Origin of the sequence: Desulfosarcina variabilis str. Montpellier (assembly GCF_048565275.1) — a bacterium.
In the GTDB taxonomy this organism is placed as follows: domain Bacteria; phylum Desulfobacterota; class Desulfobacteria; order Desulfobacterales; family Desulfosarcinaceae; genus Desulfosarcina; species Desulfosarcina variabilis.
Genome location: NZ_CP159846.1, coordinates 2,221,705 through 2,241,403, shown reverse-complemented (window position 1 = coordinate 2,241,403; position 19,699 = coordinate 2,221,705). Strand labels below are relative to the sequence as shown.

18 protein-coding genes are annotated in these 19,699 nt (G+C 50.4%); 3 read left to right on the top strand and 15 right to left on the bottom strand.

The window, feature by feature from the left end; translation table 11 throughout:
* The first annotated feature begins 86 nt into the window (after nucleotides 1-86).
* Nucleotides 87-2,537 (top strand): SEC-C metal-binding domain-containing protein, encoded by a 2,451-nt coding sequence (locus Dvar_RS10130; protein ID WP_419661565.1) that lies wholly within the window; start codon nucleotides 87-89, stop codon nucleotides 2,535-2,537.
* A 33-nt stretch (nucleotides 2,538-2,570) separates the two neighbouring features.
* Nucleotides 2,571-3,194 (top strand): site-2 protease family protein, encoded by a 624-nt coding sequence (locus Dvar_RS10125; protein ID WP_419661564.1) that lies wholly within the window; start codon nucleotides 2,571-2,573, stop codon nucleotides 3,192-3,194.
* 15 nt (nucleotides 3,195-3,209) lie between these two features.
* Here Dvar_RS10125 and Dvar_RS10120 read toward each other — a convergent pair whose 3' ends face one another.
* Complete coding sequence (locus tag Dvar_RS10120; RefSeq protein WP_419661563.1) at nucleotides 3,210-5,297, bottom strand: PocR ligand-binding domain-containing protein; 2,088 nt, start codon at nucleotides 5,295-5,297, stop codon at nucleotides 3,210-3,212.
* 164 nt (nucleotides 5,298-5,461) lie between these two features.
* On the opposite strand from Dvar_RS10120, the gene Dvar_RS10115 reads away from it, so the two are divergent.
* Nucleotides 5,462-5,869, top strand: coding sequence for a response regulator (locus tag Dvar_RS10115; protein ID WP_419661562.1), 408 nt, complete (start codon nucleotides 5,462-5,464; stop codon nucleotides 5,867-5,869).
* A 99-nt stretch (nucleotides 5,870-5,968) separates the two neighbouring features.
* Here the strand turns inward: Dvar_RS10115 and Dvar_RS10110 are convergent, their stop codons facing one another.
* The 14 genes from Dvar_RS10110 to Dvar_RS10045 form a co-directional block, all read right to left on the bottom strand.
* On the bottom strand, nucleotides 5,969-7,279 hold the full coding sequence (locus Dvar_RS10110; protein ID WP_419661561.1) for a sensor histidine kinase: 1,311 nt from the start codon (nucleotides 7,277-7,279) through the stop codon (nucleotides 5,969-5,971).
* The gene (locus Dvar_RS10105; RefSeq protein WP_419661560.1) at nucleotides 7,260-7,967 is read right to left on the bottom strand and encodes a response regulator; all 708 of its coding nucleotides are present in this window, start codon (nucleotides 7,965-7,967) and stop codon (nucleotides 7,260-7,262) included. Before Dvar_RS10105 ends, Dvar_RS10110 begins: the two co-directional genes overlap by 20 nt.
* A gap of 189 nt (nucleotides 7,968-8,156) precedes the next feature.
* Nucleotides 8,157-9,095 carry a hypothetical protein gene (locus Dvar_RS10100; RefSeq protein ID WP_419661559.1) on the bottom strand — a complete coding sequence of 313 codons (939 nt, stop codon included), beginning with the start codon at nucleotides 9,093-9,095 and terminating at the stop codon, nucleotides 8,157-8,159.
* A gap of 31 nt (nucleotides 9,096-9,126) precedes the next feature.
* A complete protein-coding gene (locus Dvar_RS10095) occupies nucleotides 9,127-9,621 on the bottom strand; it encodes a molybdopterin cofactor-binding domain-containing protein (RefSeq protein ID WP_419664096.1) in 495 nt (164 codons plus the stop codon).
* Between the two features lie 68 nt (nucleotides 9,622-9,689).
* Nucleotides 9,690-10,388, bottom strand: a complete 699-nt coding sequence (locus Dvar_RS10090; RefSeq protein ID WP_419661558.1) for a flavodoxin domain-containing protein — start codon at nucleotides 10,386-10,388, stop codon at nucleotides 9,690-9,692.
* Between the two features lie 140 nt (nucleotides 10,389-10,528).
* Entirely contained in the window at nucleotides 10,529-10,984 is a 456-nt protein-coding gene (locus Dvar_RS10085) for a Spy/CpxP family protein refolding chaperone (protein WP_419661557.1), read from the bottom strand.
* A gap of 385 nt (nucleotides 10,985-11,369) precedes the next feature.
* Nucleotides 11,370-11,585, bottom strand: coding sequence for a hypothetical protein (locus Dvar_RS10080; protein ID WP_419661556.1), 216 nt, complete (start codon nucleotides 11,583-11,585; stop codon nucleotides 11,370-11,372).
* Between the two features lie 333 nt (nucleotides 11,586-11,918).
* Nucleotides 11,919-12,494: an ankyrin repeat domain-containing protein gene (locus Dvar_RS10075; RefSeq protein ID WP_419661555.1), complete on the bottom strand. Its 576-nt coding sequence runs from the start codon at nucleotides 12,492-12,494 to the stop codon at nucleotides 11,919-11,921.
* A gap of 46 nt (nucleotides 12,495-12,540) precedes the next feature.
* Nucleotides 12,541-13,821 carry an ankyrin repeat domain-containing protein gene (locus Dvar_RS10070; RefSeq protein ID WP_419664095.1) on the bottom strand — a complete coding sequence of 427 codons (1,281 nt, stop codon included), beginning with the start codon at nucleotides 13,819-13,821 and terminating at the stop codon, nucleotides 12,541-12,543.
* 401 nt (nucleotides 13,822-14,222) lie between these two features.
* Entirely contained in the window at nucleotides 14,223-15,956 is a 1,734-nt protein-coding gene (locus tag Dvar_RS10065; protein WP_419661554.1) for an acyl-CoA carboxylase subunit beta, read from the bottom strand.
* Nucleotides 15,957-16,053: 97 nt separating this feature from the next.
* The gene (locus Dvar_RS10060) at nucleotides 16,054-16,446 is read right to left on the bottom strand and encodes a carboxymuconolactone decarboxylase family protein (RefSeq protein WP_419661552.1); all 393 of its coding nucleotides are present in this window, start codon (nucleotides 16,444-16,446) and stop codon (nucleotides 16,054-16,056) included.
* A 41-nt stretch (nucleotides 16,447-16,487) separates the two neighbouring features.
* The gene (locus Dvar_RS10055) at nucleotides 16,488-17,780 is read right to left on the bottom strand and encodes a TRAP transporter large permease (RefSeq protein WP_419661551.1); all 1,293 of its coding nucleotides are present in this window, start codon (nucleotides 17,778-17,780) and stop codon (nucleotides 16,488-16,490) included.
* 40 nt (nucleotides 17,781-17,820) lie between these two features.
* Complete coding sequence (locus Dvar_RS10050) at nucleotides 17,821-18,399, bottom strand: TRAP transporter small permease (protein WP_419661550.1); 579 nt, start codon at nucleotides 18,397-18,399, stop codon at nucleotides 17,821-17,823.
* 80 nt (nucleotides 18,400-18,479) lie between these two features.
* Complete coding sequence (locus tag Dvar_RS10045) at nucleotides 18,480-19,562, bottom strand: TRAP transporter substrate-binding protein (protein ID WP_419661548.1); 1,083 nt, start codon at nucleotides 19,560-19,562, stop codon at nucleotides 18,480-18,482.
* Nucleotides 19,563-19,699: the final 137 nt, after the last annotated feature.

Here is a 19,699-nt window from a genome sequence, read left to right as displayed (position 1 = left end):
AATTTGACTTCTCAGACCGCTTGGTGTTTCAATGGCGCGCATTTGAAATGCCAGACATCACCGAAAAGGATGGAACAAAATCTCAAATGCTAGAATTGATTAATAATATATCACCGCGCTACAAAACCGAAGGCATAGTCCTTAACTGGCTTTTGCATTATATCCGTAAAAACAAGGTATTGTCACCGGATAAGATGCGAAACGTCGAAGATGCCTTTTTTGACCACCAGACCGTTGAATGGATCCTCACCAAGGCCGATTTCATGGTGCGAACCAAAGCCTTTAAAACGCTGGATCCCGCTTGCTTCGAATCCGCCGTCGATCTTCTGATCCACAAGTGGCCCACGCTGGACAAGGGTCTTTATGAAGCAGGACTGATTATTTCCGCTCACCGGCCGGAATCGGCTGTAGCCATGTTTAATGGTTTCTTGGCATCCCCTCAAAAAGCCGATCCCGATCATACAGCGGCCATTTTAAGATGCCTGCACCGTTTGCCCGAGAATCAGGCAATGGCATTGTTCGAAAAGACGTATCGTTCGTTTACCCTTTCCTCTGGCCTTGAAGATACGGAACTTTTTGTACTGGGCGCGCTTCTGGTATCGGCGTCAGCCATCGACCACCCTGAATTAAACACAATTGCCCGCGCGATATTTTCATCCGCTGGAAAAAAAGATCGTGACGCATACGATGAACGATTGAAAGCAGCCCTATCGCTGCTGCAACACTCCTTTTTTGATGTTCGCTTGATCGAATATCTCATGGATAATCCCGACGCTTTGAAAACCGACGATTTAGTTTTTCTTTATGGAGACATCGCAGCAGCCGGTGCTATCGTCGACCGCTTGCGGGATTTAGGGCGCAGACGGTTTGGCTCTGTGCTTGCGTTCGCCAAGGACTTAAAGCCTGATGGTTTTAAGAACCATTTGCTGGAATTTTTGATCGAACTTGCCGAAGACGGCCATTTTTTAAAAGGCTTGCACAAGAAAAAACATCGACCCGTGTTTTTCAAAATCCTGATGGCTGTCGCCCTGGCTGGCCACCTACGGCAGTCTCCGAGTTTCGATGACCTGGATACCGATGCCATCATTGCACTGCTCCAATGCAATCTTCTGTTGTTTGATGATACACAATTGCTTCCTCAAGTGGTTGCCTGCCTCAAAAGCAGGGATCGGGACATCATGATTCAATCCCTTCAAGATGCGCTCACCCGATCAATGGGGACATATGGCGCTGAAAACATCATGGCCGTTATGGGCGAATTCGACGATGCGCGTCTAATTCAGTCCCTAATTCAGTTAATGGCCGATCCATCGGCGATGAATCCGCATTCTGAACGTATTGTGGATGCACTAGCCCGCTATGGCGAATGTATTTTGGGACCGTTGCAGGATATCCTAGAAAAAATACCGGACCAAGCACTGATGGGGGTGATGCAGCTTTTGGAAAATATCGATAGCCCGATGGTGATCCCGATTGTCAATGATCATTTCGAGCGATTCTACAAAGCAGATCGCGAAGCGCTGCTCGACCTCATCAAAAAACATCCCACAGGCCCCTGGCTGGACCGATTGCGACCCAAAATCAGCAAAGGTCAGAGTGATATCGATCGCACCTATCTGCTGTTATCGATGGTGAACGGTACCATGACCAAGCGTGACGGTAAGCTGCTCGAGCAATATAACGCAACCGAGGCAAAGAAGATCAACAAGATCGAATCGATGTTTGAAGGCCGGCTTGAGGCCCTGGTCGAAAAGTCGCTTAATCTTAAGCTACACTGTAAATCCTGCGGGGATGAATCGTGCTATGACGTCTATCACATTTATATCAACCCTGAAGCCAAGGGCATACCGTATATTGGCGGTGAGCTGACCTGTGTCAACTGCAACCAGGAATCCGACTTCGAAATCACATCAGAAGGCTATCAGGCGATCCTGGCAATTTTGATGAGTCTAATGGTGATAAAAAAGGATGATGCCAAGAAATCTGCCGCAGAACGAAGTCCGGTTAAACTGCTGCCTGTGATGATCCAAGGAAAAACGATGGACATCGGCGAAGGCATTAAACTCTACCAGCGGCAGCTAAAAAAAGATCCTGACAGTCCGGAAACACATATTGGCCTGGCAAACATATTCCGTCACACCGCTCAGTCGAAAAAAGCCAAGGCATTGTATCATCAGGCGATACGGCTCGATCCCAACTATATCGAGTGCTATTTTAATTTAGCTAAAATCGCCGCTACGGAAGGAGACCACAACGGCGCCCTGGATCAGATATATAAAGGGCTGCCGTTTTTAAAGACCGCCAAGGCTAAAAATGCTTACGACGGAACGACAGTCGAAGATATGCGCTCGGCATACCTCGATTTTTACTATTCGCTCAGTGATCCCGAAGGGTATGCCGATTTGGAATATATACCGCCGGCATCCAGAGCAAATGACGAAAAACCCAGAAATCGGAAGATCGGACGCAACGCGCCCTGTCCTTGCGGCAGCGGGAAAAAATACAAGAAGTGCTGCTTGAACGCGTCGTCTTCGTAACCGACGGGTGAACCACCATAAGGAAAACGACAGATGGATATAGGCTTTATTTTGCTGCAGGTCGTGGCGCTGTTCATGGCCCTGACCTTTCACGAATTCGCCCACGGCTGGGTGGCCAGACGCCTGGGCGATCGCACGGCTGAGGCCCAGGGTCGGCTGACCCTGAACCCCAAAGATCATATCGATCCCTTTGGCACAATCCTGTTGCCGGCCCTTTTGATCCTGATGAAATCACCGGTGGTATTCGGGTGGGCCAAACCGGTACCCATCAATCCGCGCAATTTCCGTGATCCCCGGCGGGGCATGATGTGGTCGGCCCTGGGCGGGCCGATGATCAACCTTTTCTTGGCCGCCGCCCTGTCGCTGGTGTTCAAGGGGCTGATCATGGCCGGCATTATTATCAACGGCCTGCTTTTGTTTTTAGTTGTTGCCATCCAGCTCAACGTCTTTCTGGCGGTTTTCAATATGATCCCGATCCCCCCCTTGGACGGCGGCCGCGTTCTGGTGGGCCTGTTGCCGCCCAGGCAGGCCATGGCCTTCAGCCGCATCGAGCCTTACGGTTTCATGATCGTTTTGGCCCTGATGTATTTCAATGTGCTGGACCGGTTTGTCTTCTATCCCATACAGATGATTTTACGGCTGCTGGGTATCGGATAGATGGTGACCCTTTGCTTAATCAGCCGCGATGATCCGGCGCAACATGATCGAAAGGTCCTTGATGGTAAACGGTTTATGGATGAAATTGAGGTCCTTTTTCGAAATATTACGGTAGGCCATCACATCAAACGTATAGCCGGACATAAACAAACATTTTAGATCCGGATACAGGCTACACATTTTCTCGGCCAAAGCCGGTCCATTCATTTCAGGCATGACCACATCGGTGAGCAAAAGATCAATATTCAGACGTTCCTGATTGACGCGTCGCATGGCCTCAATCGGCGAATTTACCGGTACCACGGTGTACCCAAGCCGTTCAAGCATCGCCGTGGTCAGCTGTAAAATGGATGCATCGTCTTCAACCAGCAGCACGGTCTCTCCCTGTCCCTCGACCATTTTCACGCGCTTTGCCGCCGCTGCTTCGTCCACCGTCGGTCCCTGATACCGGGGGAAATAAAGCTTGAATGTCGTGCCTTGGCCAGGCCGGCTGACGGCATCGATGAACCCGTTGTTTTGTTTGACGATGCCGTACACGGTGGACAGTCCCAAGCCCGTACCTTTGCCCAGTGCCTTGGTGGTAAAAAACGGCTCAAAAATGTGATCCAGGGTGTCGCTGTCCATGCCGCTGCCATCATCGCTTACCGACAACAGCACATAATCACCCGACACAGCGTCCGGATGATGCGAGCAAAAATCAGGTCCCAAATGGATGGTTTGGGTTTCAATGGTCAGCTTGCCCACCCCGGCAATGGCATCACGGGCGTTGACACAAAGATTCGCTAGAATCTGGTCGACCTGTGCGGGATCGATTCGAATCGGCCACAGGCCCGAATCAGGCAACCAGGCCATGTCTATATCCTCACCGATGAGCCGGCGCAGCATCTTCAACATGCTTTCCACAGTGGCATTCAAATCCAATATTTTCGGCGCAACCGTCTGTTTACGGGCAAAAGCTAGCAGCTGCCGGGTAATATCCTTCGAATGGTTGGCGGCCTTGAGAATTTCCTGCAGGTTGGCATAAAGCGGATCGGACTCGGCCATACGGTCCAGAGCAAGTTCCGTGTAGCCCATGATCACGCTTAGCCCATTGTTGAAATCATGGGCCACACCACCGGCCAGGCGGCCAACCGACTCCATCTTCTGGGCTTGATGAAACTGGTGCTCAAGCCGCAGGTGATCGGTAATATCCCGTTTCACGGCCACATAATTGACAATGTCCCCTAAAGCATCACGGACCGGTGAAATCGTTGTCGCTTCGGTGTATAAGGTTCCATCCTTGCGCTTGTTGACGATGCGGCCGGTCCAGGTGTGGCCGGAGCTGATCGTCTTCCATAATTGCCGATAAAAGTCATTATCCTGTTTGCCGCTTTGGAACATCCGTGGAGTTTTACCGACCACTTCCCGGCTGGTGTAGCCGCTCACCGTCTCAACGGTGGGATTGACATATTGGATGATCCCATCCGCATCGGTGACGATGATGCTTTCCCCCACCTGGCTGATGGCCGTCATCAGTCGCTCACGCTCCTGTTCGACACGTTTGCGTTCACGGATCTCTTGCGCATACTGAGAATTGGATAGACTGACCTCGGAAACATAGGCGGTAAATTTAATCAAAAAATCCATCAAATGCCGGATGGTTTTCCTGCTGTAACGTGGCACGCGGGCCAAGGCTTGCAAATAGGCGTCTTTGTCGAACCCATGCAAATCGGCCCGTTTGGCAAAAAAGGATTCGTCGATTTGCTCATCATCGTAAAAAAACTGACCACTATAGATATTTCCCATGTGCCGGCCGCCAATGTACAGTGGCGTGACCACATCCCAAAGGCCATTTTTACATTTATAATCAACGCATTCCCCCGGCTTCAGATGGCTGGCCAAAAAAAGGTCGCTGTCTGTACAGTTACGTGCGGTTTCAGGATTAGCCCGGTGAAATTTCGTACAAATATCCTGCCACCCCGTTGATTCAAGGACCTGCCCTTTTAGATCAAGGATGGCGGTTACCATACCGGTCAGAGCGTAGAAATCATCCATGATCGACTGAATTTTTCCCACATCGATCAGTGACTGGAGGTCGATCTTGGCTGAATCGAAAGAAGTCATTATAAGTCATGAATATCATTATTTTTATCATGCAGCAAGGACTATAGTGACCACCTGCAAGCATTGCCGTGAGCGTCAATTGCCTATTTTTATTGTCTCGGAGCACCCGCCGGTGCTATGATTGTGTTAAAAATCGGGAATCTTATAAAAGGCAGGTTTATTCGATGTCCACGACTGCACAAAAAACGATCCTGGTCGTTGACGACGACCCTCAGATTCGAAAACTGATTACTGCTATTTTAAAACGCGAAAAATATGGCGTTATCACCGCCGCCAATGGCAACCTGGCACTCAAGGCATTGGAAAACCAAGCCGTTGATCTAGTCATCACCGACTTGATCATGCCGGAAAAAGAGGGGATCGAAACAATCATGGAAATGAGACAGACACACCCCAGCATCCCCATCATCGCTATTTCCGGCGGTGGAAAACTCAATCCGAAAACCTATCTGAACATCGCCAAGAACATTGGGGCGGTATCGACCATGACCAAGCCCATCGACACGGCCGACCTGAAATCCATGGTTAAAAGCCTGCTGTGCGCTTCCGATGACCAACCGTCTATGGATTGACAACCCACAATTCCAATATTAATACCGGTAGCGATTCCACTTTTCGGGAAGAAAGGCAACCCGCAAATCTACATGCGATTGTCCTGTTCCCGCCCTCGTTCAACGCGTTCTGGGGATCGTCACGATCACCCGCGTCCCCTCCCCAGGCGTGCTGGATAGATCAATCGCGCCGCCATGGGCGTCGACAATGGCCTTGCAAAGACTGAGGCCCAATCCGTACCCACCGGTTTTGCGGCTGCGCGACGTATCCGGACGATAAAATGGCTCAAAAAGATGAGGGATGGCCGATGCCGGGATGCCCTCTCCCTGATCGGCAACGACAATGTCCAATGCCTCGCTTTTCAGTTCCATGGATAGTGTCACCGGCGGTCCGTCGTCAGGAGTATGTTTGAGGGCATTGTCCAGCAAGTTGCGCAGGGCCGTCCGTATCTTCTCCGGATCCACCTGCACCGGCTCATTCACCAGGAGACCAAGATGGATTTCAGGCAGACGATCCTTGAAATCGGCTGCCAGAGAACCGGCCAGCTGTCCCAGATCGGTGGGCTGCAGGTTGAGCACCGCGGCGGCGTGTCGCATACGGGCCGATTCCAGGATAGCGGTCACCATGGATTCCATTTCCGCCACATCGCTGCGCAAGGATTCCCGGGCCTCATCATCTGTGAGAAATTCCAGTTGCACTTTAAGCCTGGTAATGGGCGAACGCAATTCGTGGCTCATATCCAGCAGCAGTTGCTCCTTGCTGTGCAGCAGTTGAGACAGACGCTCAGCCATGGTATTGAAGGCGCGGGCCAGGTCGCGAAGCTCGCTGCGCCCGGCTTCCGGGATACGGTGGTCAAGCCGGCCGGCACCGGCTTCATCCACGCCTTTTTTAAGAACCCGTAAGGGCCCCAATTGTCTGCGCAGGTAAAAGTAGGCCAACGCCAGGATCCCCGACGTGGTCAGGGCCATAACAACCAGCATTACAATGGCAAATTGCGCGTGATCGGATTCCATGGGGGCCACAAAAAGCAGCCGGCCACCGCCGTGGACCAATCGAATGAAATGATGCCCCTTGGAACTGCCCATCCACAACCCTGAGGGGTATTTGCGCACCCAGGCCCGTTTGAGGTTGAAAAAACGCGGGATCGGACCTGTCTGCCAGTCATGCGTAGGGTGCTCGAAACAGATCACCAGCCCCGTACGACGGGCTATTTCCCGTGCCCGAGCCTCGCTCGGCGGATCCCCCAGGTCACCCAGCAGATAATCCACATACACCAGCAGGTTACGCTCGAATGAAGACTCGGAGTGAAAGCGGATAACGACAAACCCGGCAATCACGGTGAAGGTAATGGCCATGCCAGCCGCCGTGATGGTTAGCAGCAGCCGGGTGAACACGGAATTGAAAAGACGCTTAATCCGCGGTCTGGCCATTGTCCGACTCCTGGGCCACGAACATGTAACCGGTGCCCCAAATGGTTTTGATAAATCGTGGATGCTTGGGATCATCGCCCAGCTTCTGACGCACACGGCTCATGGTGATGTCCACAACGCGGTTGAACTGCTCACTGTCAATACCCCGCAGGGCCTGCATGATCTCATCCCGGTCCAGCACGCGCCCGGCATTGCGCACCAGCAGTTCCAGACCGGCAAATTCACTGGTGGTCAGATCCACCGCCTGATCATCCAGAAACGCCTGCCGACGGTGAAAATCCATGGTCAAGGCCCCGAATCGCCGACGCCGATCCGTTCCGCGGTTCTGGACCCGTCTCAACACGGCCTGGATGCGAGCCACCAGTTCGCGCGGCTCAAAAGGTTTGGGCAGGTAGTCATCAGCCCCCAATTCCAGGCCCACCACCTTGTCCATTACATCGCCCCGGGCGGTGAGCATGATAATGGGCACGCTGCTGGATTCGCGAATCCGTTTACACACATCAAAACCGTTCATGCCGGGCAGCATCACATCCAGGATGATCAGATCCGGCGCCACGGTTCTGACCTTTTTCAGCCCTTCGTCGGCATCAATGGCCGAATAGACATCAAAGCCGTAATCTTTCAGGAACCGTTTGAGAAGTTGGTTGAGTTTCTCATCATCGTCAACCACAAGAATCGTAATGGCCATGGTGGTTTCCCTGTGCGCTATATAGTGCTCATCCAGAAATGGCCAATTTGCCCGATATCGGCGTTGCGCGAAAAATTTAATCCTCGGAATATCAACCATATGCCTGTGGTTAAATTTTTCGGGCGCCTTGATTTCGACCAAATTTGCCTATTTCTGGATGGGCACTAGCTATAGGCAAATAATAAAAAACTAAAATTTTCCTTTGATGGTCATACCGACAAACGGTGCCGTGTCCGTATCCGTCTCACCCAAATGGTTGCCGTCTTGATCGTCAACTTTAATCTTACTATCAAACAAGGCCCCGCCGTTGAGGTCAAGCTGGTATCGCTCACCAAACCGCCAGCCAACGCGCAGAAAAGCAACCCAGGTCTCAAGCTCACCGATGCCGTCCGCCACCGCGCTGCTGTCATCCAGGCGAAAACGGTAGGACCGGTATGCCCCCCCGGCACCCATTTCCAAATGTTCGGTCGGCGTATAAACCAGTTCCAGACCGGCTGGGCCGGCTGGGCCGGCTTCGAATGGATTATTCAGCTTTAGCTGGTCGCTGAGCTTCCACTCAATGGCCAGAAAAGGAAACACCTCCCATTCATCCAATCGATCGAATACCCCGCCACCAAGCCCCATCATCAAATTTGGCCCAAAAGCGTGCATGGCCAAAAGTACGGTTCCATAGGAAAGTGACTCACTGGTCTCGGCCCCGGACGCACCGGCAAATTCCAGGCTGGGAATGGCCATCAAACGCCACCTGTTGGCGGTATTATATATAATCGGGATACTGATACCCGGCCTGACGATTTCATCCCATAGGTCGACACCGGCCAATCCGTTGATGCCTGAAAAATTCCAACGCTCATAGTCCAAGCTCAACCCCAGGCCGACGATCCATTGCCGGGTAATGAATCGGGAGACGTCGAACCTTACAAAATGGCGCTGGACATCAAACTGTCCGCCGCAGTCCAGATCGGTTTCAAGCTGGTAGACAGGGGTATAGGAGAATCTGTAGCTGGTTGGCGGTGGCCCCGATGGCGTGGAATCGGCGGGCTGGGCGCCTGCAAAACCGGTCATCATCATGGCAGCCAGAAACATCAACAGTGTTGACAGCGCAGCAACTCGGCGCGGACGAGTCATTCATTCCTCCTCATCGTTTTTTGGAACATAATTAAATACGCTCATCATTTTTCAGATTATCCTGGTAAATCGGCAGATGACGAATCCGCTTTCCGGTGGCCGCATAAACCGCATTGGCCAGTGCGGGACCGGCCAAGGGTACGGCGGCTTCACCGATCCCCGTGGGAGGATGAACGCTGCCCACAAGATGGACCTTTATGTCTGGCATTTCATCCATGCGCAACAAGGCAAATGTATCAAAATTGCGCTGATCCACCCGGCCACGGGTCATGGTGATACGACTTTTGAGCGCGGCGGTCAATCCGAAGATAATCCCGCCGGTGATCTGATCGACAACAATACCGGGATGGATCACGCGTCCGCAATCCACGGCACAGTCGACCCGGCGGACACGAATCCGGCAGTCTTCACGGATGGCAATTCGCGCCACAGCAGCCAGTCGGGTGCCGTGAAAATTGCAGGCCGCCAGCCCCTGATGCATCCCATCCGTGGCCTTGTGTCGCCATTTTGCTTTCTCGGCAGCCAGTTCTAAATCCGACGCGCCGTGGCACCGGCATTTCGCAGCGGCTCCCAGGAGGTCTTGATGATAGAGTATTAAACGTCTTCAGCCAACAAGCCTCGCTGCACAAGCTGGGATTGGAACCGGCGGCTAAAATCATGGACCATGGACCAGTCGCGGTAATCCCCTGCCTCGATGCCCTTGGTCCACATCTTGTAGTGCATGACGGCGCCCATGCCTTTTGAGTATTTACTGTAATCCAATACACCGGGGAAAAGACCGATACCGGACGGGTTGACCTCGGGGGCGATCTCAAAAACGGGATCCAAAAAGGAACGGGCCAATTGTTGGCTTTCTTTCGATCGTTTGGCCAGCGTCAGACAGGTTAAGAAATAGGCGGTGGGCAGGTTGTTGAGAACATTTTTATTGGCTGAAACAAAATTGATCGCCTCCGGCAGCCATCGGTCGCTTTTGATGGCGCTGCCAATGATCACGCCCTGATAATCGCCGATATCCTTCACCCTATCAACCAGGCGAACATCAACGGATGCACCGGCACGGCATAAGTCCTTGGCAATGGTTTCGGCCACTTCTCCGGTTGACCCATGCATACTGGCATAGGCGACAAGAATCTTCGGGCTTGTTGCATCGCCCCCCGTACAGCGGGTTTGCAGGAATTGGGGTTTCGCCGCCAGTGCCCGGGTGGGCATCAATCCGGTCATGCCTGTCAGGGCAAGGCCAGCGGTCAGCACGCTCGTATTTCTGACAAACTGTCTTCTCGTCATCACCTGCATTATATCCTCCTGTTTTTTTTCTGAGAGCCTGTTTGATAAATCAGTAAAAAGTCCCGCTGACGGCGTTGGGAAGTGTCTTGAACAGGCGCTATGGCGGTGGCACGACAACCACCGTGCCACCGCCGCTGAGCGGTCAGCCGTTAACGTAAACCGAATCGGCACCGATCTGAATCCTGTTCCTCAATGCGGGTGGCGATCTTCTCCCGCTGCTCAGATGTCAGGGTACTGTGGAAGGTAATTAACCGCTCTGTGACAAAATCCGCCATTTCCCTCATTTTCACCATTTTCTGCTCGATCATCTCGTCGACGACCGCTTTGTCAATGTCATCCTGGCGGACCAGCTCAGCCAGTTCCTCCCGAAAGGCGTCCCGCTGTGCGTGCATGGTTTTGGCCTTTTCCGTGACCTCGCCGGCCATCCTTTCGAATTCCGTCTTTTGGGATTCGGTCAGGTCCAAACGGGATCCAACACGGTTGGTGATCGCTTCCAGATCAAACTCATCAAAGCCGCCCGGATGGCAACCAAGTCTGCAGGCGCCGATGCCGCCGATCAGCAAAATGCCAATAATGCCAACGATAATTATCCATTTTTTCTTCATCGTGTTGTCTCCTTGTCTTGGGTTATGCATCGATGGGTTGGGCAATGCCCATTGCTTGCCTCATAGGTAAGGAAAATTCGAAAAAAATGCTTTTCATGGTCGTATCAGTTTGTAACAAAATGTTTTACTGATTTCGCACCCGTCCCCAGCAGACAAGGATTCTCATTTTTTTAATTATTTATTGTATTTCTCAAGGCAGGTGTAAGGCACAACAACCCCATCTACAGACAAAAAAACTTACACAAGTTGTGTAAGTTTTTTGTTGGCCCTATGGCTGAAAAGAGGTCGGATACTGAGCGATGCTCAAGCTATCTGCTAATTTTTGAGATCATCCCCCAAATAGTATTCTTGGCATGACTCACATATCCCCAAAATAAACCCATCCCTATTTGGTATAATCTCTGTAAAGCTTTAATAACAGCAAAATTGTTGGAATCAAATGATAAAACAGATCGAAAATATCAATTGGCTTGGTAAGGGTTCCATTTTTCAGCATGATTAATTTTTCGATCACATGGGGCATGGGTTTGAATGGAGCAAGAAGCATAATAACAGCAAAAACGATCAGAGCAGTGTATGGTATTTTATCAAGAAAAGCCAATATGATCTCCTTAGTTTTTCCTTGCGACGGGCTTCTTCTTGGCGACTTTCTTGGCAGGCACCATACCTTCCCCAAAATACTTAAATATTCCAGACATCACAGCGCCCTTGATTTTAAAACTTAACTTTTGGGGTTCACGAATTTGAGGGCCACGGTAAAAAAAACGCCTCCCATCTTGCCTATCCTTGCTCCCGTCTACGGCGCTTAATCCGCCGACACAAATTTTAAAATATGCCCCGGCGGATGCGCCTTGCCTGATTCTATTAAAATTGGCGAACACAGATCCAACGCAATCTGCTGGAATTATTTCATCCCCGATCCTTGTTCTTTGATTTAACGGGTCAACAACCTGCGCATATCATCCGCTGCCGCCGTAGGATTATGCTCGTAATAATTGAGTTCTGCATAGGTCAGGGCCGAATTTCCCATATTGTCTGTCAAATTCGGATCTGCTCCTTTTTCCAGCAACATCCTGGCAAACACCACATAGTTGTGACGTACGGCAGTAATGAGGGGAGTGGCGCCGTCCTGTGCGCGAGCATTGACATCGGGGTTTTGTTCAAGCAAAAGCTTTCCAATGGCAACGTAGTTGAAATCGGCGGCAACCATCAATGCTGTGTAGCCGTCATTCCCTTTCAAATCGACCTTCGCCCCGCGTTTAAGCAAATACTGTGCAATATCATAGTGATTGCGATAAACCGCATTCATCAAGAGGGTATAGCCTTGTTCGTCTTTTTGATTAATGTCAGCGCCTACCGGAAGATACTGCTCCACCAACTTCATATCACCATACCGAATTGCCGATGAAAGCGTATTGGTGTTGGCACATCCGGCAACAATCCCCATCAAAACCATTAAAACGCTGATCCTTTTTGTCCTAAAAAGCCAACCCATCTTGTAATTTCCCATTTTTCTCCTCCTTGGGCAGTTGTCACTGCAGCTATTGTTGTCTTGTCTATCTTGACCGAACAAAAATAAAGTCGCCCCCTTCGTGACCGGCCCTTCGGATGTCGGAATATTCGGGGGTCTGATCGGCGTTTAGCATGACCTGACGACGAATCTTACCGAAAAGAGCAGTGCCGTCCATCGTCCCCCGGTTGTCCTCGAAGGCTTGTAATAGGGCGGATGCAAATACCGAATGACCTTCTTGCGGTCCTTTGTCCAACACCGGTTCAAGTCCACCGGAGGCCAGAACGGACCGCGCTCGCTTTTTTGATATCCTTGAGTAGTAATCCGGTGTTCTGGGTTGAATGTGCAGTCCTCTGGCCATCTTCCCGGAATAGCAGCTATCCGCGACCACCAGGACGTGTTTTGCTTCAATGGCTTTGAGAAATGTTGTTAAGGAAGAATTGGAAATCCAGTTGACTTCAACGTTTGCGTCGGCATTGACCGGCAACCAATATCCTTCGTCACCGGCCCGGTCCAGGTAGCCATGACCAGCATAGTAAATCAGCAGATTGTCACCTTTAGACAGCTTCCTCCGATATTCATTCAACGCCGAGATGATGTCAAACCTTGTTGCATCCAGCAGCAATTTGACGCGGAAACCATAGCCGCGTTCCAGTACATCGCTGATAGCGATGGCATCATTTTTGGCGGTGGTGAGTCTGGGAAGCTGTTCGTAATTGTTATTGCCGATAACCAAGGCAAAATAATTGCCAAAATCAATATCTGAAAATCCGGAAAAGGATGTTGCATCGAGTTCCCTTGGCTCGGAAAGCATGCTTTTCTGGAAACTCGGTCTTTTGGCCGATATGGTATTTTCCTCGGTTTTCTTAATGCCCCCCCTTTCGGATTTCAGGGCTACTGCAATCTCCTGGCACCCCATGAGTTCGGCAAGACGTAAAGGCGTTTGCCCGTATTGGTCCTCGGCAGACCGTACCGCACCCTTTGAGATCAGGTATTTGACAAATTTTAAATCACCGCAGTTGACGGCCAAATGGAGTGGCGTTTCTTTGGAGATGGTCTTTGCATTGATCGAGGCGCCATTGGCAATCAGATATTTGGCGATATCCATGTTGCATGTATATACCGCCGCGTGAAGCGGGGTGTAGTGGTAGGCATTATCTTTTGCATCCACATTCGCCCCCTTGGATACCAGGTACTTGACTATTTCCAATTGTCCGGCATAAACGGCTGCAAGAAGAGGGGTTGTTTCATCGGAAAGCGTTGTGTGAACCAGGGAAGGGTCACTGTCGATCATGGCATTCACTCTGTAAAGATCACCATCATACACATAATCGTAAATTGTACCCCCGCAACTGGATAAGCAAAAGGTGCACGCCAAAATAATCAAGGATATTCTTATTGCTGTGCGAAACAATGGATTAAATCCTATACGCGTGGTTATCAACGCACCGATACATTTTTATTTTAACTGCTATTTTTATAGGCAATCAGATTGGAGTTGGTCTGAAGTAGGAAGTATCGCCTTACGTTTGCATTTGTTCTTGGAACCAGCATTTATAAAGAATACCTTGCGTCGGCTTAACGTGTCAATTGTTGTGATCGATAGGTTTTGAAATAAAGGATGATGACAAGCGATTTGTCGCTGGTTTACATAAGGCGATCGAGCTTTTTTGCCCTGCGTAAAAAAGGGTTCAGCAGACAGCTGTAGGGGCCGTAATCCGATAAAAATTAGCCTTTGATCACCCGGGGGGTGAGCATTTGATGTTGGGGGCAAATCGACTTGGGATTCTGGTATACACAACCGGCAAAAGCGGCCAGATAGCGCCGGATTTCAGACATTTTGACCACCTCGTCCACAAACCCTTTGCGCGCACAGTAAGCCGGCCGTGAGTTGTCGTAATATTCCTGGGCCATTTGATTCATCTTGTCGATCACCGGCTGCAATGGTTTACCGGCATCTTTTTCTTTGACCAGACGCCTTGAAAAACTCGCCGCAGCCGCGGTTTCGCCATGCATCACATAGATTTCCGTCGTGGCGACCCCCAACGTCAGCGCGTTATGCCGATTGGCCGTGGGGCCACCCATGACATAATGGGCCGCCGCGGTTCCCTTGCGCAGGACCAGCAGCAATTGCGGCACATCGGTGGCTTGGATGGAATAGATCAGCGATTGGCCCAACCCCAGCAGTTCGGCCTTCTCGGCAATATCCCCCACATCAATGCCCGACGTATCCTGGAACCAGATAATCGGCACCCGATCGCGCCCGCACAAGGTGACGAACTCGTTCATTTTGATCAGCCCCTGGCGGTACAGCTTTCCGCCAATGCCGGGGTAATCGGCATATTCAGGGTATCCCTCCCCCAGCCATCCCTGCCGGTTACCGATCACGCCGACCAGAAAACCATCGATTTTCACCAACCCGGCGTAGATCTCCGGGCCGTAATCGGGCTTGAATTCCAGATGCTCACTGCCGTCTACAATGCGTGCCAACACCTGATCAAAATCGTAAATCTGCTTTTGATTGAAGGGAACCAGCCGGTATATGTCCTCGGCTTGAAAACGCGGGGCTTTGGGTTCGGCCACCCGGAAGAATTTGGGATGATAGGCCGGTATGCTGCGCATGTACTCCTTGACGCCATCGAGCACCTGGGTTTCCTCATCGTAAACATAGCGGAAAAAGCCCGTGGCATCATAATGAATCTCGACGGATCCCGGCGGCTTGGCCTTATACTGCTTGGCGGCATGGATCAGCGCTTCGGCGCCGTCCTCGTCAAAATATCCCTTGGGCGACATACCGCTAAGAATACCGCCTCCCCCCACGGCAATATTGCAATCCTTGTGGGCAAACAGCACAGTGGGGCTGATCCCCTGATATCCACCGCCGGCGGGGTTGGTGCCATAAATGGCCGCTAAAATGGGCACACCGGCCTGGTTGAGCTCGGCATGGCGAAAAAAAGTCGCACCGCCACCGCGTCGGTTGGCGTAAAATTTCTCCTGTTGGGTCAGCTTTACCCCACTGCAGTGCACCAGCCAAACCAGGGGCACGTTTAGGCGCTTGGCGAGGTTGGTCACCCGCAGGATATTTTCAGACTGGCCGGGCAGCCAGGCCCCGGCCAGCACTTTGTTGTCAAAACCAATGACGACCGCCCATCGGCCTGATATCTTGCCAATCCCGTCAACCACATTGGTGGTCCCCTCCTGATTCTCCTCAGGATTGTAAAGGGAGTGCAGCGGGCACCACGTCCCTGGATCCAGAAGATAATTCAACCGCTGCCAAACGGTCATCTGCCCACGCGCATTGATTTTCTCTTCTGAAAACCCAGCCAGTTTAACCTTTTCCGCCTCCTTTTTTAGCTGCCCTTCAACCTCCCGGATATGTTTAACATTCTCCTCGGCGCTCTTGATCTGACCGGCATTCATCGCGCTTCCGAAAACCGGCATTTCTTCAAAATAGGGTCTCATGGAATTGTCCCCTTCAATCGGTTAACGGTTTCGTTGACGACTTGGATTAGTCAAGAATCAGGCAATACTACCCAATGGTACAGAATCCGGATGTACGTTAAGAATCAATCGGCCACTGGCCCTTTTCCTTCAACACCTCCCTGAACACTTTCAATGCAGTGTTTACCGTCGGGATCCCGCCGTAAGTAAATGTTTGAAAAATCACTTCGGCAATTTCCTGGGGGGTACAACCGACATTCAGCGCAGCCAGAATATGCAGTTTAAGCTCCTCTGGCCGGTTCAGTACCGTCAGCACGGCCACGGTCACCAGTTGCCGCGTCGGATGGGGAATTTTCTCCCGTGCATACAGCTTACCGGTAATAAACAGAGATAGATCCTTGCCCAGATCCTTGGAAAAAGACCGCCACAGCTCAAATGGCTTTTCTTCATCAACACCTTTAAAATAAAGGGCACCGGTCCGCTTGGTTTTTTCAACAACATCGTCACTCACAGGCATACTCCTTTAGATCCCAGTCGGTTAGTATTCAATGATCACGCAAAGCCCATCAGCCTGGGAAACCACAACACAAGATCCGGAAAAAACGTCATCATCAACAGCACCAGAATCTGGATAGCGATAAACGGCATCACGGATTTGGACACATAGATCAGATCTCGGTTGGCAATGGCACCGGTGATGTATAAGCTGACCCCCATGGGTGGGGTACAATACCCGATCGCCAGATTAACGGTCATGATCAGCCCGAAATGCATCCAATTGATGTTGAATGCATCGAGCATGGGCAAAAACACCGGCCCGAGAATCATTGTGGCGGAAATGATGTCCATGAACATCCCCACCATTAACAGCAGTGCGTTCATAGCGATCAGGAACAGGACCGGTGATGTAATGGCGGAAAGGACAGTTTCGGTAATTCTGCCAGGGATGTCTTCCAGGGTAAGCAACCGTCCGAAACAGGTGGCACCGGCAACGATGATCAGCAGTGTGGCCGACGTTACGGCAGAACTGACCGTAATCTGCTTGACCTGACTGAATTTCATGGATTTATGGATGAACAATTCCACAATAAAAGCATACACGCAGGCAACCACGGCGGCTTCATTGGCGGTAAAGGCCCCGGAAAAAATACCACCAAAAATGATTACCGGCAGCATCAACGACCAAAACCCTTCCCTTAAGACAGCAAGCATATCCGTAAACGAAGGGACGGGCTTGCGAACAATCTCTTTTCGATTTCTGAAGAAAAGAAACGAATAGAGACATACCAGAAACATGATCAGCACACCGGGAACAAATCCGGTCAGGAATAGACCTTCAAGCGACACATTGCTGATCATTGAATACAGAATCATGCCAATGCTCGGTGGAATAATCACCCCCAGGTTGGGCGATGTGGTCATCAACCCCAATGTGTACTGTTCCGGATATCCGTTGTCAATCAATGCAGGAATCATGAACCCACCCAGTGCCACGACGGTGGCAACGGTGGATCCCGAAATGGCACCAAACAGTCCACATGCCAGAACACCGGCCATACCAAGCCCACCCGGCAGCCAGCTGACCAACGCGTTGGCGACCTTGATCAGTTTCTCAACGATTGACCCTGCCGTCATGATGTTGCCACATAAAATAAAAAATAAGACAACAACAAGGGCAAAGTTATCCATGCTTCGAAAAATGGTCTGAAACAGTAGCAGCAGGGGCAGATCCGTAAAAATGACAAACCCCAGCACCGCAGTGAAAAAAAGGCACATAAACACAGGTACGTAGGTGGCCATGCATCCTATCAAAATCAGCATGATAACAACGTCGCTCAACTGCATAACAATTGACTCCTTGCGATTTCAATGACTTGTCCTTGGTTCAGTCATCCGCAGATGGCTGTGCAACGTCCTGATAAATGACATGCAGGGTCCTTACGAGCATCAAGGCACCGGTTAGTGGCAATATTGAATAAAGATAGACCAATGGGATTTTCAGAATCAATGTCTTTTGAAAAGTTCTGGCCTGCATGGCAGCCATCAGCCATCCGTAGTACATCATTAATATCGAAAAAATAATGACCACTCCATTGCTGAAATAGGTCAAGGCTGTTTTTAATTTTGGGATTAACTGGACGGTGGCATCAATCCGGATCATGGAGCGGTTTTTTACCGCCACGCAACATCCAATGAATGTCGTATAAATGATTACCTCACGAACCAATTCTTCAGACCAGGCCAATGTATAATTGAAACCATAGCGCAATACGACGTTCAAAAAGAGCGCAATCAGCGCAATGCCGACGCTGACGAGCAGCGTCCAATCCTCGAACTGGGAAAGCCCCCGGTCAATAGCGGACAGAACCTTTGTTTTACTGCGATAGGGGAAAAAATAGATAAAAAATGAAATAGCAATAACGCAAAGTGTAAAGACAATCGGATAAGTTGTATTACCTACCATGCGGGAACCTATTGAGCGGTAATTATTGGTAAGAGGGGACGGAATGGCCGCCCCCCATAGTCAGTCGATAAATGGATGGTTCAGGGCGTATATCCCACGAAATCTTGAACCTCTTTAAGGTAATTGCTTGGCCGATATGTGTCACCCGGGTAGAGTTTGTTGATCTCATCGGCATATTTAACATGCGCTGCATTACCCTTTTTTTGGATCCAGGCCAAATCTTTTTCTGGCAGGTTGTAGAACAAAATTCCGGCCTTGGATGCCTTGGTAATTTCAACGGCTTCCTGGATCTTGGTTTCTTGACGAATGTTTGCACAAACATCGTGAACAACCGATTTGAACGTATCCTGCAGATCGGCTGGTAATCGTTTGACCCAGGCCTTATTAAAAATCCAGATAAACAGGCCCTGGGCGTAATCCAGATATGTATAGTATTTGCAGACCTCAAATTTTTTAGTGATATTGCAGACCATCGGGGTATGGTCCAATCCGGTGATCACTCCCTGTTTGAGGGCGACGGGTACATCTGGCCACGGCATGACCACGGGATTGAATCCGCATTCCTTGTAAAACAGTTGATTAACCGCTGCTTCTGCAGTTCGGAATTTAACCTTTTTGGCTTCTTCAAGAGTGGTCACGGGTGAGGTGGTGGCCCACCCATAATTCCCGTATCCGGTAATGTCCAGCCCCATAATGCCCTGATGATCCATGGCCATCATGTAATGGTCGAAGAGTTTGCCTGAACCGATAAACTGGTCCAGTTTTTCAAAAGAATTGATGAGAAAGGGTAAGTTGATTAACCCGAAGCGTGGGCCAAGATTGGTGGCAGCCACAGAACTCACGCCCATGCCCTGAATGGCCCCCATTTGAAGCTGATTCAGCACCTCCACTTCGCCACCCAGCATGGAAAATGGCTTGTAATCAAGGTAGATTTGTCCGTTGGTCCGTTTCCACAGTTCGTCCCGAATGGCAAAGCCGGCGTAAACTCCCTTGATTACTGGGTGTGAGACGTTGGAAACAATGCATTTATATTTGGCTCCAGAAGGATCAAAATTAGGTTTCCACGCATCCAATGACGGCTTTTTGGCCAGCCCAGGGGTAATCCACAGGCCAAGAACAAGTAAAATGATCCAGACAATTTTGAAATTTTTAGTACTGATCATTCAACGCCTCCTTTTTTTCCCACGCAATTTAAAATTGAACTTTGCTTTCTGCCTCCTATCTACTTATCATCCGTTTTTTTTATAGTAAAGTGAATTTTATAAACCCTATTCATTGAAACATTTAATTTTCTATCACA